Origin of the sequence: Bacillus sp. MMSF_3328, from assembly GCF_030733525.1 — a bacterium.
Taxonomy (GTDB): Bacteria; Bacillota; Bacilli; order Bacillales; family Cytobacillaceae; genus Bacillus_AB; species Bacillus_AB infantis.
This window is the reverse complement of the sequence record NZ_JASHIV010000007.1, coordinates 12,441-26,546: the sequence shown is the minus strand read 5'-3', so window position 1 is coordinate 26,546 and position 14,106 is coordinate 12,441. Positions and strand designations below refer to the sequence as shown.

The 14,106-nt window shown below is 48.8% G+C and carries 14 protein-coding genes; 1 reads left to right on the top strand and 13 read right to left on the bottom strand.

Annotated elements, in window-relative coordinates:
* Window positions 1-337: 337 nt before the first annotated feature.
* From ychF to RBB45_RS13290, 3 genes are all read right to left on the bottom strand, one after another.
* On the bottom strand, window positions 338-1,438 hold the full coding sequence (gene ychF / locus RBB45_RS13300) for a redox-regulated ATPase YchF (RefSeq protein ID WP_224948533.1): 1,101 nt from the start codon (window positions 1,436-1,438) through the stop codon (window positions 338-340).
* A 165-nt stretch (window positions 1,439-1,603) separates the two neighbouring features.
* Entirely contained in the window at window positions 1,604-1,801 is a 198-nt protein-coding gene (locus RBB45_RS13295; RefSeq protein WP_022544631.1) for a DUF951 domain-containing protein, read from the bottom strand.
* Window positions 1,802-1,813: 12 nt separating this feature from the next.
* Window positions 1,814-2,704, bottom strand: coding sequence for a mechanosensitive ion channel family protein (locus tag RBB45_RS13290; protein ID WP_009796299.1), 891 nt, complete (start codon window positions 2,702-2,704; stop codon window positions 1,814-1,816).
* A gap of 435 nt (window positions 2,705-3,139) precedes the next feature.
* Here RBB45_RS13290 and yyaC point away from each other — a divergent pair, with 435 nt between their 5' ends.
* Window positions 3,140-3,778 (top strand): spore protease YyaC, encoded by a 639-nt coding sequence (gene yyaC, locus RBB45_RS13285; RefSeq protein WP_009796300.1) that lies wholly within the window; start codon window positions 3,140-3,142, stop codon window positions 3,776-3,778.
* A gap of 37 nt (window positions 3,779-3,815) precedes the next feature.
* On the opposite strand, the gene RBB45_RS13280 is transcribed toward yyaC, so the two are convergent.
* The 10 genes from RBB45_RS13280 to spoIIIJ all read right to left on the bottom strand — a co-directional run bounded on the left by RBB45_RS13280 (window position 3,816) and on the right by spoIIIJ (window position 14,032).
* The gene (locus RBB45_RS13280; RefSeq protein WP_009796301.1) at window positions 3,816-4,529 is read right to left on the bottom strand and encodes a DUF554 domain-containing protein; all 714 of its coding nucleotides are present in this window, start codon (window positions 4,527-4,529) and stop codon (window positions 3,816-3,818) included.
* 63 nt (window positions 4,530-4,592) lie between these two features.
* Window positions 4,593-5,450, bottom strand: coding sequence for a ParB/RepB/Spo0J family partition protein (locus RBB45_RS13275; RefSeq protein WP_009796302.1), 858 nt, complete (start codon window positions 5,448-5,450; stop codon window positions 4,593-4,595).
* Window positions 5,443-6,204: a ParA family protein gene (locus tag RBB45_RS13270; RefSeq protein ID WP_009796303.1), complete on the bottom strand. Its 762-nt coding sequence runs from the start codon at window positions 6,202-6,204 to the stop codon at window positions 5,443-5,445. Before RBB45_RS13270 ends, RBB45_RS13275 begins: the two co-directional genes overlap by 8 nt.
* A gap of 178 nt (window positions 6,205-6,382) precedes the next feature.
* A complete protein-coding gene (locus RBB45_RS13265) occupies window positions 6,383-6,940 on the bottom strand; it encodes a DUF4256 domain-containing protein (protein ID WP_094767787.1) in 558 nt (185 codons plus the stop codon).
* 110 nt (window positions 6,941-7,050) lie between these two features.
* A complete protein-coding gene (noc, locus tag RBB45_RS13260; protein ID WP_224948531.1) occupies window positions 7,051-7,929 on the bottom strand; it encodes a nucleoid occlusion protein in 879 nt (292 codons plus the stop codon).
* Between the two features lie 177 nt (window positions 7,930-8,106).
* Window positions 8,107-8,823 (bottom strand): 16S rRNA (guanine(527)-N(7))-methyltransferase RsmG, encoded by a 717-nt coding sequence (gene rsmG, locus RBB45_RS13255; protein ID WP_009796306.1) that lies wholly within the window; start codon window positions 8,821-8,823, stop codon window positions 8,107-8,109.
* Between the two features lie 26 nt (window positions 8,824-8,849).
* A complete protein-coding gene (gene mnmG, locus RBB45_RS13250) occupies window positions 8,850-10,739 on the bottom strand; it encodes a tRNA uridine-5-carboxymethylaminomethyl(34) synthesis enzyme MnmG (RefSeq protein ID WP_009796307.1) in 1,890 nt (629 codons plus the stop codon).
* Window positions 10,740-10,786: 47 nt separating this feature from the next.
* A complete protein-coding gene (gene mnmE / locus RBB45_RS13245; protein WP_009796308.1) occupies window positions 10,787-12,172 on the bottom strand; it encodes a tRNA uridine-5-carboxymethylaminomethyl(34) synthesis GTPase MnmE in 1,386 nt (461 codons plus the stop codon).
* Between the two features lie 466 nt (window positions 12,173-12,638).
* The gene (gene jag, locus RBB45_RS13240) at window positions 12,639-13,259 is read right to left on the bottom strand and encodes an RNA-binding cell elongation regulator Jag/EloR (protein WP_224948528.1); all 621 of its coding nucleotides are present in this window, start codon (window positions 13,257-13,259) and stop codon (window positions 12,639-12,641) included.
* Complete coding sequence (gene spoIIIJ, locus RBB45_RS13235; RefSeq protein ID WP_022544633.1) at window positions 13,256-14,032, bottom strand: YidC family membrane integrase SpoIIIJ; 777 nt, start codon at window positions 14,030-14,032, stop codon at window positions 13,256-13,258. Before spoIIIJ ends, jag begins: the two co-directional genes overlap by 4 nt.
* Between the last annotated feature and the right edge of the window lie 74 nt (window positions 14,033-14,106).

The window sequence follows — 14,106 nt, the reverse complement described above, 5'->3', positions numbered from 1 at the left end:
CTCCTACATGAAGCACTCTGACACTCCCCAGCCCCTCACAGAGTTCCTCAAAACTCCTACATGAAGCATTCTGGCACACCTCAGCCCCTCACAGAATGCCTCAAAACTCCTACATGAAGCATTCTGGCACACCTCAGCCCCTCACAGAGTTCCTCAAAACTCCTACATGAAGCACTCTGACACTCCTCAAGCCCTCACAGAGATCCTCAAAACTCCTACATGAGGCACACTGACATCCCTTGCCCCTCACAGAGTGCCTCAAAATTCAACGCCCCCTGCATCTTCCCCAGTCAAACAAAAAAAAGCCCCCAAAAGCGGGAGCCTCTCATCATACTTATTACACATTAAAGCGGAAATGAATGATATCTCCGTCTTTAACAATATACTCTTTTCCTTCAAGACGGACCTTTCCTGCTTCTTTCGCAGCGGCCATGGTCTTAGCTTCCAGCAGGTCATCATAGTGGACAGTTTCTGCCCTGATGAAGCCTCTTTCAAAGTCTGTATGGATGATGCCGGCACACTGAGGCGCCTTCATGCCCTTGCGGAACGTCCATGCACGGACTTCCTGCACTCCTGCCGTGAAATAAGTGGCAAGGTCCAGCAGGTGGTAAGCAGAACGGATCAGCTGGTCAAGACCGGATTCCTCGATGCCAAGCTCTTCAAGGAACATTTGCTTTTCTTCGCCTTCAAGCTCGGCGATTTCAGATTCGATTTTCGCACAGACAACAATCACTTCCGCATTGTCATTCTCTGCAAAATCCCTGACGCTCTGGACGTATTCGTTTGAAGAAGGATCTGCTACATCATCTTCCCCCACATTTGCTACATACAGGACAGGCTTGATTGTCAGGAGGTGAAGGTTCTTGGCAATTTTATGCTGCTCTTCTGTGAACTCCACAGTGCGGGCAGGCTTGTCAGACTCGAACGCATCCTTGAGCAATTCGAGGACTTCAAGTTCTGCCACAGCTTCCTTATCCTTCTGTTTTGCCATTTTGCCGACGCGGGCAATGCGCTTCTCAACAGATTCCAGGTCAGCAAGGATCAGCTCCAGGTTGATGGTTTCAATATCGGAAATCGGATCGACCTTTCCGGATACGTGTGTGATATTGTCATCAGCAAAGCAGCGGACAACCTGGCAGATTGCATCCACTTCACGGATATGCGAAAGAAATTTATTCCCTAGGCCTTCCCCTTTGCTGGCGCCCTTTACGATTCCGGCGATGTCTGTGAATTCGAATGTTGTCGGTACAGTTTTCTTCGGCTGAACAAGCTCTGTCAGCTTGTTCAGGCGGTGGTCAGGAACCTCAACAATTCCCACATTCGGGTCAATCGTACAAAACGGATAGTTGGCAGACTCCGCACCTGCCTGTGTTATTGCATTAAATAATGTAGATTTACCAACGTTCGGCAAGCCTACAATCCCAGCTGTTAATGCCATGCCAGTCACTCCTCAACTTTTATTTCAGCATCTATTTCAAAAACGGTGAAATCTATTTTTATAAGGCTGTTTCTCGTTTTCATAAAATTGGACAAGCCTCCCACAATTATAGAGATTTGCCGGGCAAAAGACAAGTCCATCCCCTTCCAGAAAAAAGAAGCATGACTATTCTTCATGCTTCACGAGGATTTTCTTCATTTTCCGGCTGAATTCTTTTCGTGGGATCATGACGCTGTGCGAGCAGCCCTCGCATTTAATGCGGATATCCATGCCGAGGCGGATGATTTTCCAGCGGTTGGCCCCGCACGGATGGGCTTTTTTCATCTCTACTACATCATTCAGGCCATATTCTTTAGGTTCCATGCTATTTTCCTCCTATGCTTTTCCCGTGCTTTTTTCAGGCTTTTCTTCCTGGCGCGAATACATGACCAGGCGCGGGAAAGGAATTTCGATGCCATGTGCATCGAGGGCCATCTTGATTTCCTTCCTCAACTGACGGGCAATAAAGAAATGCTTCATCGGCATTGTCTCTGCCGTCACCCGGATAACCACATCTGATGCCGCCAGGTTCTGGATGCCCAATATTTCGGGCGTCTTGACCATATCTTCATATTTTTCAGGCAGGGTTTCCAGGAGGTCCTTAAGCACCTGCTCAGCCTTCTGGATATCCCCCTCATACGCAATGCTCACATCCACAAACGCGACGCTGTTATGAAGGGAGAAATTGGTCACCTGGACGATGCTCCCGTTCGGCAGGATGTGAAGCTCACCTGTCCAGCTCTTAATTTTTGTTGTCCGGAGGCCGATTTCCTCTACGGTTCCTTCGAATTGGTCGACCCTGATATAGTCTCCGACCGAAAATTGGTCTTCAAATATGATGAAAAAGCCGGTGATGATATCCTTCACAAGGTTCTGAGCGCCGAAGCCGACCGCAAGCCCCACAATCCCGGCACCTGCAAGGAGGGCACCCACATCAATCGTCAAGGTCGAGAGAATCATCATAATCATGATGAAAGACACCACATACGTCAGGATATTTTCAAGCAGTTTGACCAGTGTAGCCTCCCGGCGGTGGCTGATCCGCAGCGGAGAATGGCTCCGCACGGCAAAGACCTTTCGGATGGCCGCCCGGCCGATTCTGATGATCAGGCTTGATACAATCAAAATGGCAATGATCTTCAAAAATCCAAGGCCAATGGCACTCCACATATTTTCATCGGACAGCTGATCCTTAATTCCCTGAAGCATTTTTTCTGTAGAAGTCATGGTTTCACCCGCTTACTTTTAGTGAATTATATAAGAAAATCGCCAGCGCCTTAATGAAGGACTCGAAATAAGTATGCCGCGGCGTGCAAAAACGTCTGCAAGATTCCGCCTCAAGCTTGTACCTCAAGGCCATAGGCGCAGCTGCAGCGAGCAGCCGAAATTCAAAATAATACTTTCTTATCTTATAAAATTAAATCCATTTTAACAATTTGCAAGAATTTTTTACAGTCTGACATGTGAGTGCCTTCCCAGAAATCCTTTTCCTATAAACCTTCCCCGCCTGCACAAGTGCCTTTAACCCATTAAAGGATCGTACGGACAGTCAGTAAGCATACCAACATATGATTCTCTGTTTATCTTTTTACTGATGCAGGTATGTATAGATTACAAAATTTTTCCGTATACTGTTACTACCATAATGAGGGAGTGGAACCAATGAACTTAAGAACGAACTTATTTGAAAAAAAGGCCAGCAGTGCCCGCGTTGCCCATGATGAACAGGATGCTGCAAACAAGCTGGCCGCTGAACTCTTAAATTTCATGCCCCCAGGCATCGGTGTACGCCCTGTCGTTTTTGTCTGCATCGGCACTGACCGCTCTACCGGAGATTCATTGGGTCCGCTTGTCGGCACACTTCTGGAAGAAAAGGCTGTGGCTCCCTTTCATGTATACGGAACGCTGGATGATCCGATCCATGCCGTTAATCTGGAGGAAAAACTGAAGGAAATCAAAGAATCGCATGTACGTCCCTATATTATCGGAATTGACGCATGCCTTGGCCGACTGAAAAGCGTAGGCGTTATCCAGGTCGGATCCGGCCCGGTCAAGCCTGGAGCCGGCGTGAATAAAGAGCTGCCTGAGGTAGGCGATATGCATATCACCGGAATTGTGAATGTGAGCGGATTTATGGAATTCTTCGTTCTGCAGAATACGAGGCTGAATCTTGTGCTGAGGATGGCGAAGACGATTGCTGCCGGAATCCACGAAGCGAGCCTGAATGCAAGATTTAAGCATGCATGGCCGCGCATCAGCTGGGATCTGGGAACAGCTGAACAGGCAAAGCTGAATCAGTAGAGAAGGGGATGGACAGACAAATGCCGTCCACCCTCTGTCAAACAAGCTGCTGGTAAAAATAGATTGATGTGACGATAACAGCCGTCACAAGGATGCCGGGCAGGAGATTGGCCACCCTGATCTTCGTCAATCCTGTCAGGTTAAGCCCGATCGCAAAGATCATCACCCCGCCTGCCGCTGTCATTTCTAGAATGAACTGGTCCATCAATGCCTGAGGAACAAACCGGTCGATCTGGGTTGCAAAGAGGGCAATCAGCCCTTCATAAAGGACGACTGGGATAGCTGAAAAGATGACGCCGATTCCAAGAGTAGTGGTCAAAATCAGCGCCGTAAAGCCGTCGATGATCGATTTGGTATACAGAACATCATGGTCGCCTCGGATGCCGCTGTCCAATGCCCCGATGATGGCCATCGCTCCGATTACAAAAATGAGGGTTGCTGTCACAAAGCCTTGCGAAATGCTGCCCTGTCCATTTGACCCAATCTTTCTCTCCAGCCAATTGCCGACTGCATTGAGTTTATCCTCAAGCCCAAGCCACTCGCCGAGCACAGCCCCAAGCACAAGACTCAGGATAACAATCAGGAAATTTTCACTTTTGAAGCCCATCTGCAGTCCAAGGACGATGACTGCCAGTCCAATCGCATACATGACGGTGCCTTTCATGCTTTCCGGGATGCGGTGGAGCAGCTTGCCGAGAAGCGTGCCGATGACAATCAGCAGCCCATTCACTAAAGTGCCTAATAAAAACATTGCATTTCACCTTTATCTGTATAGTAGTTTATGAAAAAAGAAGAAAAAGCCATCCATGATGGCTTACGAACGTTCTTGGTCCAATATTTGTAAAATCCGGTCCAAATCGTCTTTTGAAAAAAATTCGATCTCAATTTTGCCTTTGTTCTGGTTCTTATTCTGCTTGATGCTGACCGGGGTTCCGAACCGCTCCCGCAAGGAGGTTTCCTGAGCTTTTATAAAAACATCCTTCGGCTGCTTCACTTTTTTTGTTTCACGTGGAACAAGCTCATTCAGATGATGGATCAGCTGTTCAAGCTGGCGGACATTGAGCCCTTCCTTTATCGCGCGGTCAGCTGTTGCCTGAACCTTTTCCTTCTGCCTGAGGCCCAGAAGTGCACGGCCATGGCCCATTGTGATCTTGCCGCTTGAAATCAGTTCCTGTATTTTCGGAGGGAGGGACAAGAGCCTGATATGATTGGCAATATGCGGCCTGCTTTTCCCCAATCTTTTCGCAAGCTCTTCCTGTGTCATCTTCAGCTTCTCGATCAGCTGCTGATAGGCAGCCGCTTCTTCCATCGGAGTGAGATCCTCGCGCTGCAGGTTCTCAAGGATGGCCAGCTCCATCATCTGCTTTTCGGTCAATTCCCTGATGACCGATGGCACTTTTTCCAGGCCGGCTTCCCTGGCAGCCCGGCAGCGGCGTTCACCTGCAACGATTTCAAAGCCTTTGATGCTTTTTCTCAGGATGACCGGCTGAAGGATGCCATGCTCCCGGATCGACTGCTTCAGCTCTTCAATTGCTGCTTCGTCAAATATTTTTCTGGGCTGATAAGGATTCGGACGGATTTCCGAGAGCCTGATCTCCTGGATCGTTTCCTCTGAATCTGCCTCGGCGTTCGAGAAGAAAGCATTCAGCCCTTTTCCCAGACCTTTAGCCATTCGAAATCACTTCCTTTGCCAAATCTAGATACACTTCAGCTCCCCGGGATTTCGCATCATAGATGATGATCGGTTCCCCGTGGCTCGGCGCTTCACTTAATCGGACATTGCGCGGAATGATCGTTTTATAGACTTTATCCTGGAAGTATTTCTTTACCTCTTCAATCACCTGTATACCCAGATTGGTCCTGGCATCAAGCATTGTCAGAAGCACACCCTCGATTTTCAGGTCATGGTTCAGATGCTTCTGGACAAGGCGGACCGTATTTAAAAGCTGGCTGAGCCCTTCGAGTGCATAATACTCACATTGGACCGGTATCAGGACGGCATCGGAAGCCGTCAGGGAGTTGATGGTCAGAAGACCGAGGGAAGGCGGGCAGTCGATGATGATATAATCGAAATCCTTTTTCACTTCTTCAAGGGCCCTTTTGAGTCTCACTTCCCGGGAAATAGTCGGAACCAGTTCAATTTCCGCCCCTGCGAGCTGAATGGTCGCAGGAATAGCATATAAATTCTCGACAGCCGTCGGCTTGATCACTTTCAGCGCTTCAACATCATCGACGAGAACATCGTAAATGCACTGGTCCACATCAGCTTTTTCTATACCGATCCCGCTTGTCGCATTGCCCTGCGGATCAATATCGACCAGCAGCACTTTCTTGCCTATGTATGCCAAGCAGGCTCCCAAATTCACAGAGGTCGTCGTCTTTCCGACTCCTCCTTTTTGATTCGCAATCGCAATAATTTTCCCCACGGTGCCACCTACCTTATTCCTCTAAACAATGATATCTATTCTATTCATAATCTATTCAATCAGAAAAAAACTTACTAGAGTCACGACTTCTATTTTATCATGAATGGAATATGATGTTAGGTTTTTTCTTAAAATTCCCACAGATTGAAGAGAAATGAATATTTTGCCTGCTGCAGGCTCAGACTTTCAGCCTGCCCCGGAAGCCTCTCGCAGCATAATACGAATCAGCGCCATTGTGATAGACGAACACCTGATTATAACGGCGGTCACAGAAAAGGGCGCCGCCAAGCTCCCTGACTTCAGCAGGAGTCTGCACCCAGGAGGATGTTTTCAGGTCAAAGCTTCCGAGCTTCTGAAGCTCCCGGTACTGATCTTCCGTCAAAAGCTCGATGCCTATCTCGGCAGCCAGGTCCATTGCACTGTTTTCAGGCTTATGTTTCTTCCTGGACTCAAGCGCTTCACGGTCGTAACAGACGCTGCGGCGGCCTTTCGGGCTTTCCGCTGAACAATCACAGAATATGTATTCACCACTTTTTTCATCATAAGCAACAACATCCGGCTCCCCGCCGGTCACTTCCATTTCATTGAGCGTCCAGAGCTTATCAGTATGTTCAGCCAGTTTCGCCTCCACTTGAGTCCAATCAAGATTCTGATGGCGCTCCATATTTTTCTCAAAACGGTCCTTCAATATGCCCAGCAATTCTTCCCTTTGTTCTGAAGACAGGTCCTTGTTCATGCTTTTTTCCTCCTCAACATTGTTTTGTGATAATAATGAAAAACGCACTGCGGATTCCGGTGTGAAATACAGTGCGTTTTGTCTAAATATTTAGTGTGTCTCACAATCTATCATTTCTTTTTAGGAATCTTGATCGTGAACTGGTAGAATTCCTCAAATTCTTCTTCTTCGGAATCAAGATTGATGCCGCTGTCTGAAACCATATTGAGGGACTGGCGGATGGTATTGACTGCTATCCGCATGTCCTTGCTGAAAGCCTTCCGTTTCGGCTTCGGCTTGTTTTCGCTCTGCTCGAGCAGCTTGACGACGCGTTCTTCCGTCTGTTTGACATTGAGGCTTTTCTCAATGATTTCTTCCAGAAGCTTGACCTGCTTTTCCGGATTCTTCAGCGGAATGAGGGAGCGGGCATGGCGCTCTGTGATCTGCTTGGCCAATAACGCTTCCTGGACCTGTTCCGGAAGCTTGAGGAGCCTGAGCTTGTTCGCTACAGTGGACTGTCCTTTGCCAAGCCGCTGCGCCAGGGCCTCCTGGGTCAGATTATGGAGCTCAAGCAGCTTTCCATAAGCAACCGCTTCCTCTATCGGTGAAAGCTCCTCACGCTGGAGATTTTCAATCAGGGCGACAGAAGCAGTCTCAGTGTCGCTGAGATTCTTGACAATCGCAGGCACCTCATCCCAGCCCAGTTTATTCATTGCCCGCCATCTGCGTTCGCCGGCAATGATCTCGAATTTGCCGTCATCGAATTCCCTGACAACAATCGGCTGGATGATCCCGTGCGTATGGATCGTCCGGGACAATTCCTCGATTTTCTCGTCATCAAATACCGTTCTCGGCTGAAAACGGTTCGGCACAATCTGTCCGATCGGAACTTTCCTGACTTCTTCCCTGTTAGTCGGTTCTTCTTCTATATTTAACTGTTCATCAGCTTTTTCGATTTCTTGTTCTTCCTTTTCGCCTAGGCCAAAAAAGCGTGAGAAAGAATGCTTCATCACCCTGCACCACCTTTACGAAACTCCCTATTACATATTCTCCTAAAAAACGGGAACTCCTGCACCTCAGATAAACAATCTTCCGACAGGAGACGCGTTTTTATCGATGAGAATATGGATATATAACAACAGCTGCTATTAAAAATTATGCCATAAATCCGGGACAAAAGTAACTAATTATTCAATTGGGCTCTTATTAGGGGTGCCCGGTTTTCTTGGGAATTTCTTTGGTGCCGGCTTCTCTTTCCGGATCACAAAGATATTCCGCTCGCTTTCTTCTTCCGGTAAAAGGAAGGAGTGGGAATCCTCCAATTTGCCGCCAAGCATCGTAATCGCTTTCTTGCCTGCAGCCAGTTCATCCTGGGCGCTGGCCCCTTTCATGGCCACAAAATGGCCGCCAACCTTGGCAAGGGGAAGGCAAAGCTCAGTCAGCACCGACATTCTGGCAACAGCCCTGGCTGTCACAACATCAAATGCTTCCCTGTATTCCTTGTTCTGTCCGAAGGTTTCCGCCCGGTCATGGACGAAACGGACGTTTTCAAGGCCAAGCTTTCCTGCAAGATGCTCCAGGAAATTGATCCGTTTATTCAATGAATCAACGATCGTCACGCTGATTTCCGGGAATGCAATTTTGATCGGAAGGCTCGGGAAACCCGCTCCTGCACCTACATCGCAAATATGTAAGGGCTTGGAGAAATCAAAATAAAAGGCAGCGGAAACAGAGTCATAGAAGTGCTTCAGATAGACTTCAGGCTTGTCTGTTATAGCTGTCAGGTTCATTTTTTCATTCCACTCAACCAATGTTTCATAATAAATATTGTATTGATCAATCTGCCTTGGAGAAAGGGAAATCCCTTTCTCCTCCAGCATCTTGATGAATTGTTCAGTATTCATTGCCCATTCCTTTCCTGCAGCTGTAATTAGTTGTTGGAAACCCTGGCGACCCTTCCTTGCTCAAGATATACAAGCAGGATGGAGATATCGGCAGGATTGACGCCGGATATCCGGGAAGCCTGCGCAATGGACAGCGGACGTACTTCCTTCAGCTTTTGGCGGGCCTCTGAAGCAAGTCCGTTGATCGCATCATAATCGATATTTTCCGGCACCTTTTTGTTTTCCATCTTCTTCAGGCGCTCGACCTGCTGCAGGGATTTTTCGATATAACCTTCATACTTCAGCTGGATTTCGACCTGTTCTGTCACATCAAAGTCCAAATCTGCGTCGGCAGGCGCCGCAAGCTTGATATGCTCATACGACATTTCCGGGCGCTTAAGAAGGTCTGAAGCACGGATTCCGTCCTTCAGCTCGCTTCCGCCCTGGTTTTTGATCATTTCCTGTACTTCGGCAGAAGGCTTGATGATGATGGAACGCAGCCTTTCTTTTTCCGCTTCGATCGCCTGTTTTTTCTCTGTGAAGCGTCCGTATCTTTCATCGCTGATCAGGCCGATCTTATGGCCTGCATCCGTCAGGCGCAGGTCGGCATTATCATGGCGGAGAAGCAGCCTGTATTCCGCACGGGAAGTCAGGAGGCGGTAAGGCTCATTCGTCCCTTTTGTGACAAGATCATCGATCAGCACACCGATATAGGCATCAGAGCGGCTGAGGATAAGCTCTTCCTTGCCAAGCGCGTTCAGGCCGGCATTGATTCCTGCCATAAGCCCCTGTCCCGCTGCTTCCTCATATCCGGAGGTTCCATTAATCTGCCCGGCGGTATAAAGATTCTTGACCTTCTTCGTTTCCAATGTCGGCCAAAGCTGGGTCGGAACAATGCTGTCATACTCAATCGCATAGCCGGCACGCATCATCTGGACATTTTCAAGGCCTGGAATTGTGCGGAGGATCTTCTGCTGCACATCCTCCGGCAGGCTTGTGGAAAGCCCCTGCACATAAACTTCCTGCGTATTCCGGCCTTCAGGCTCTAGGAAGATCTGATGGCGCGGCTTGTCATTGAAGCGGACCACCTTATCTTCGATGGAAGGGCAATAGCGCGGCCCGGTTCCTTTGATCATGCCTGAATACATCGGCGAACGGTGCAGATTATCGTCGATCAGACTATGCGTTGTTTCATTTGTATAGGTAAGCCAGCATGGCAGCTGGTCTGTGATATATTTAGTCGTTTCATATGAGAACGCCCGCGGCACATCATCGCCGGGCTGGATCTCTGTCTTGCTGTAATCAATCGTATGGCTGTTCACGCGCGGAGGCGTCCCGGTCTTGAACCGGACCATATCGAAGCCAAGCTCCTGCAGATGCTCCGAAAGCTTAATGGACGGCTGCTGATTATTCGGGCCGCTGGAATATTTCAATTCGCCGAGAATGATTTCCCCGCGCAGGAAGGTCCCGGTGGTAATGACCACCGTCTTCGCGCTGTATGCCGCGCCGGTCATCGTTACAACACCTTTGCAGACGCCGTCTTCCACGATCAGTTTTTCAACCATGCCCTGCAACAGTGTGATATTCGGTTCGTTTTCGATCGTTTTCTTCATTTCATGCTGATAAGTGAATTTATCGGCCTGCGCCCTGAGCGCACGTACAGCCGGCCCTTTTCCTGTATTCAGCATCCTCATCTGGATATGGGTTTTATCGATATTTTTGCCCATTTCACCGCCGAGGGCATCTATTTCCCTGACGACGATCCCTTTTGCCGGACCTCCGACTGAAGGGTTGCACGGCATAAAAGCAACCATATCAAGATTGATGGTCACCATAAGTGTCTTGGCGCCGAGCCGCCCCGCAGCCAGGCCGGCCTCGACTCCTGCATGTCCTGCACCGATAACAATGACATCATAATTGCCTGCATCATACTGCATGTTTCCTGCTGCCTCCTTCTTTCCAGGCTGTTTTCCCGCCTGCCGGATTATTTCCCAAGGCAAAATTGGGAGAAAAGCTGATCGATCAAGCTGTCATGGACACTTTCTCCGATAATCTCGCCCAAAAGCTCCCAAGTTCTAGTCAAATCTATCTGAATAATATCAATTGGCGTTCCAAAATCTACTCCGTTCAGTGCTTCCTCAATGCTGTTCAGGGCCTGGTTGAGCAAAGCGATATGGCGGGTATTGGACACATAAGTCATATCGCCCGCTTCAATGCTGCCGGCGAAGAACAGCGAAGAAATGCTTTCCTCCAGTTCATCGACGCCCTGGTCCTCAAGGAGGGAGGTCGTCACAAGCCTATGCCCGGCCGCAAGCTCGCGCACACGCTCCATATCGATTTGCTGCGGAAGATCGGTTTTATTGACGATGACGATAACATCCATGTCCTCTACCACTTTGAAGAGATTTTCATCTTCCTGCGTCAGCTCATCTGAATAGTTGACGACCAGCAGAATCAGATCGGCCTCCTTCAGCACCTGTCGCGATCTTTCCACACCGATCCGCTCGACAATATCCTCTGTCTCCCGGATGCCGGCAGTATCAAGGAGCCTCAAAGGAACTCCCCTGACGTTTACATACTCTTCTATTACATCACGGGTTGTACCCGGTATATCCGTTACAATCGCCTTGTTTTCATGCACAAGGCTGTTGAGCAGGGATGATTTCCCGACATTCGGCCTCCCGACAATCACTGTCGACAGTCCTTCACGGAGAATTTTCCCCTGCTCTGAAGTCTTCAAGAGCTTCTCAATCTCTCCTTTAACGAAGCCGGCCTTCTCGAGCAGAAGCTGATGGGTCATTTCTTCGACATCATCATACTCCGGATAGTCGATATTGACCTCGATATGGGCCAATGTTTCAAGGATCTCCTGCCGCAGCCTTTTTACCAGCTTGGAAAGTCGCCCTTCCATCTGGCCAAGCGCCACATTCATCGCCCGGTCTGTTTTGGCCCGGATCAAATCCATCACCGCTTCTGCCTGGGAAAGGTCGATCCGTCCGTTCAGGAACGCCCTCTTTGTGAATTCACCAGGCTCGGCGAGGCGGGCACCATGATTCAGCACGAGCTGCAGCACCCGGTTGACTGACACAATCCCGCCATGGCAGTTAATCTCAACCACATCTTCCTTTGTGAAGGTTTTTGGCCCCTTCATCACCGATACCATGACTTCCTCTGCCACCTGGCCGGTTTTCGGATCGATGATATGGCCGTAATGGATCGTATGGGAAGCGGCATCACTTATGCGTTTTCCTCCAACTCCCCTGTATAGCTTGTCTGCAATGGAGAATGCCTCATCACCGCTCAGCCGGACAATGGCGATTGCGCCTTCCCCCATCGGAGTGGATATCGCTGCAATTGTATCTAGCTCCACCCTGCTGCCACCTCATTTCCTGTTTTCTATCTATATAATTAAAACGAATATTTTAAGCCCCAAATAACTAGAATAGCACAAGAGCCTTTGATTAAAAAGATTATTTGCTCAAGCCTGTCCCGCTTATCCACAAGCTTCCCGATTCTCTATACATTATTATGCTCTATTTTAACTTATCCACATGTGAATAACAATAAAACCAGACGCAAATATCGCCGTACATGTTATCCACAGCATAAATGGCTGAAGAGGCTGCCAATCATTGCCTGATATTCAGGAATGGGTTATGACTCGGTGTTCCGGCCGCTGGACAGAAAAGCTGAAGCAGCCGTTCCTCTATTAAAGAACCTCTGACCCCGCACAAGAAATATATGCATTCTACTTACGGAATCATTGACCGCATTCCTTTGCCCATCATTTTTTTTCCATAAAAAAAGCCCTATCCAGTCGGATAAGGCTCCATCGGCTATTTCACCGGTGATATGACAATATGGCGGTTGGGATCGGCTCCGCTTGAGTACGTTTTAACTTTCCGCGTACCGGCCAGTGCCGCATGAATGATTTTTCTTTCGTAGGAAGGCATCGGTTCAAGCGCCACATCCTTGCCGGTTTTGACTGCCTTTTGGGCAAGCCGCTGGGCAAGCTGGATGAGCGTATCATTCCGGCGCTTCCGGTAGTCCTCGGCATCAAGGACCACATTCAGATAAGAATCGGAAGACTTATTGACGACAAGCTGGGTCAGATACTGGAGCGAGTTCAGGGTCTGGCCCCTTTTTCCTATGAAAAGGGCAATTTTTTCGCCGGACAGGATAAGCTCTGCCTCTTTCCCTTCCCTGCGCACTTCCACTTCAACGGGTGCCCCCATTTTCTCGCCGATATTTTTTAAAAATTGGACGGCTTCTTCAATCGGATCCGGCTTAAGAACTGCCCTTACAACGGCAGGCCTGGAACCGAAAATCCCGAAAAAACCTTTTTTTCCTTCTTCAAGAATGCTGATTTCCGTGCGGTCTCTTGTTGTCTGCAATTGAGCTAAAGCGGATTCTACTGCTGCTTCGACGGATTGTCCTGTAGCAGTCACTTCTTTCACTTCTTTGCTCCTCCCGCATTTCCGGCAGCTGCTTTTTTCAGATCCGGACCTTTGATGAAATATGTCTGGACAATCATAAAGATGTTACCGACAACCCAGTATAATGACAGGGCTGCAGGGAAATTGATCGCAAATACGATGATCATGACCGGCATGATCCAGAGCATCATGGCCATCTGCGGATTCTGGTTGGCAGTCCCCGCCATCATGATCTTCTGCTGGATGAAAGTCGTTGCGCCGGCAATCAGCGGCAGCAGGTAAATCGGATCCGGAGAACCGAGATCAAACCAAAGGAAGTCATGGTTCGCAATCTCGCGTGTGCGTGAAATGGCATGATAGAAACCGATCAGGATCGGCATCTGAACGATGAGCGGGAAACAGCCTGCCAGCGGGTTGACGCCATGCTGCTGGAAAAGCGCCATGGTTTCCTGCTGCAGCTTTTGCTGTGTCTTCTGGTCTTTACTGCTGTATTTCTCTCTCAGCTTCTGCATTTCAGGCTGGAGGGCCTGCATGGCCTTCGAGCTTTTTGTCTGCTTGATCATCAGCGGCAGAATCAAAAGGCGGATGATCAGGGTCACCACGATGATGGCAAGCCCATAGCTGCCCCCGAGCGTTTCAGCTACTTTTACGATGAACATAGAAAGCGGGTAAACAATATACTCATTCCAAAAGCCTTCACTTTCAGAGGTAATCGGCTTATTGACTTCAGTACATCCCGTCAAAAGAGCCATTAGGAAAATCAATCCGAATACAAGAAATATTCGCTTCTTCAACGTTTATCCTCCCTTGCTGCTTTTCATATTTATTATAAGAAAAACCAGGTGCAACTCCCGGCCTTGGGCGGCAG

Bases quoted from the DNA above. Each gene is read 5' to 3' on its own strand.
- mnmG (WP_009796307.1), bottom strand. From the start codon at position 10,739: ATGCAGTATGATGCAGGCAATTATGATGTCATTGTTATCGGTGCAGGA.
- RBB45_RS13265 (WP_094767787.1), bottom strand. From the start codon at position 6,940: ATGAACAAGGACCTGTCTTCAGAACAAAGGGAAGAATTGCTGGGCATA.
- RBB45_RS13275 (WP_009796302.1), bottom strand. From the start codon at position 5,450: ATGGCTAAAGGTCTGGGAAAAGGGCTGAATGCTTTCTTCTCGAACGCC.
- ychF (WP_224948533.1), bottom strand. From the start codon at position 1,438: ATGGCATTAACAGCTGGGATTGTAGGCTTGCCGAACGTTGGTAAATCT.
- RBB45_RS13295 (WP_022544631.1), bottom strand. From the start codon at position 1,801: ATGGAACCTAAAGAATATGGCCTGAATGATGTAGTAGAGATGAAAAAA.
- RBB45_RS13290 (WP_009796299.1), bottom strand. From the start codon at position 2,704: ATGACTTCTACAGAAAAAATGCTTCAGGGAATTAAGGATCAGCTGTCC.
- rsmG (WP_009796306.1), bottom strand. From the start codon at position 8,823: ATGAATACTGAACAATTCATCAAGATGCTGGAGGAGAAAGGGATTTCC.
- noc (WP_224948531.1), bottom strand. From the start codon at position 7,929: ATGAAGCATTCTTTCTCACGCTTTTTTGGCCTAGGCGAAAAGGAAGAA.
- RBB45_RS13280 (WP_009796301.1), bottom strand. From the start codon at position 4,529: ATGTTTTTATTAGGCACTTTAGTGAATGGGCTGCTGATTGTCATCGGC.
- yyaC (WP_009796300.1), top strand. From the start codon at position 3,140: ATGAACTTAAGAACGAACTTATTTGAAAAAAAGGCCAGCAGTGCCCGC.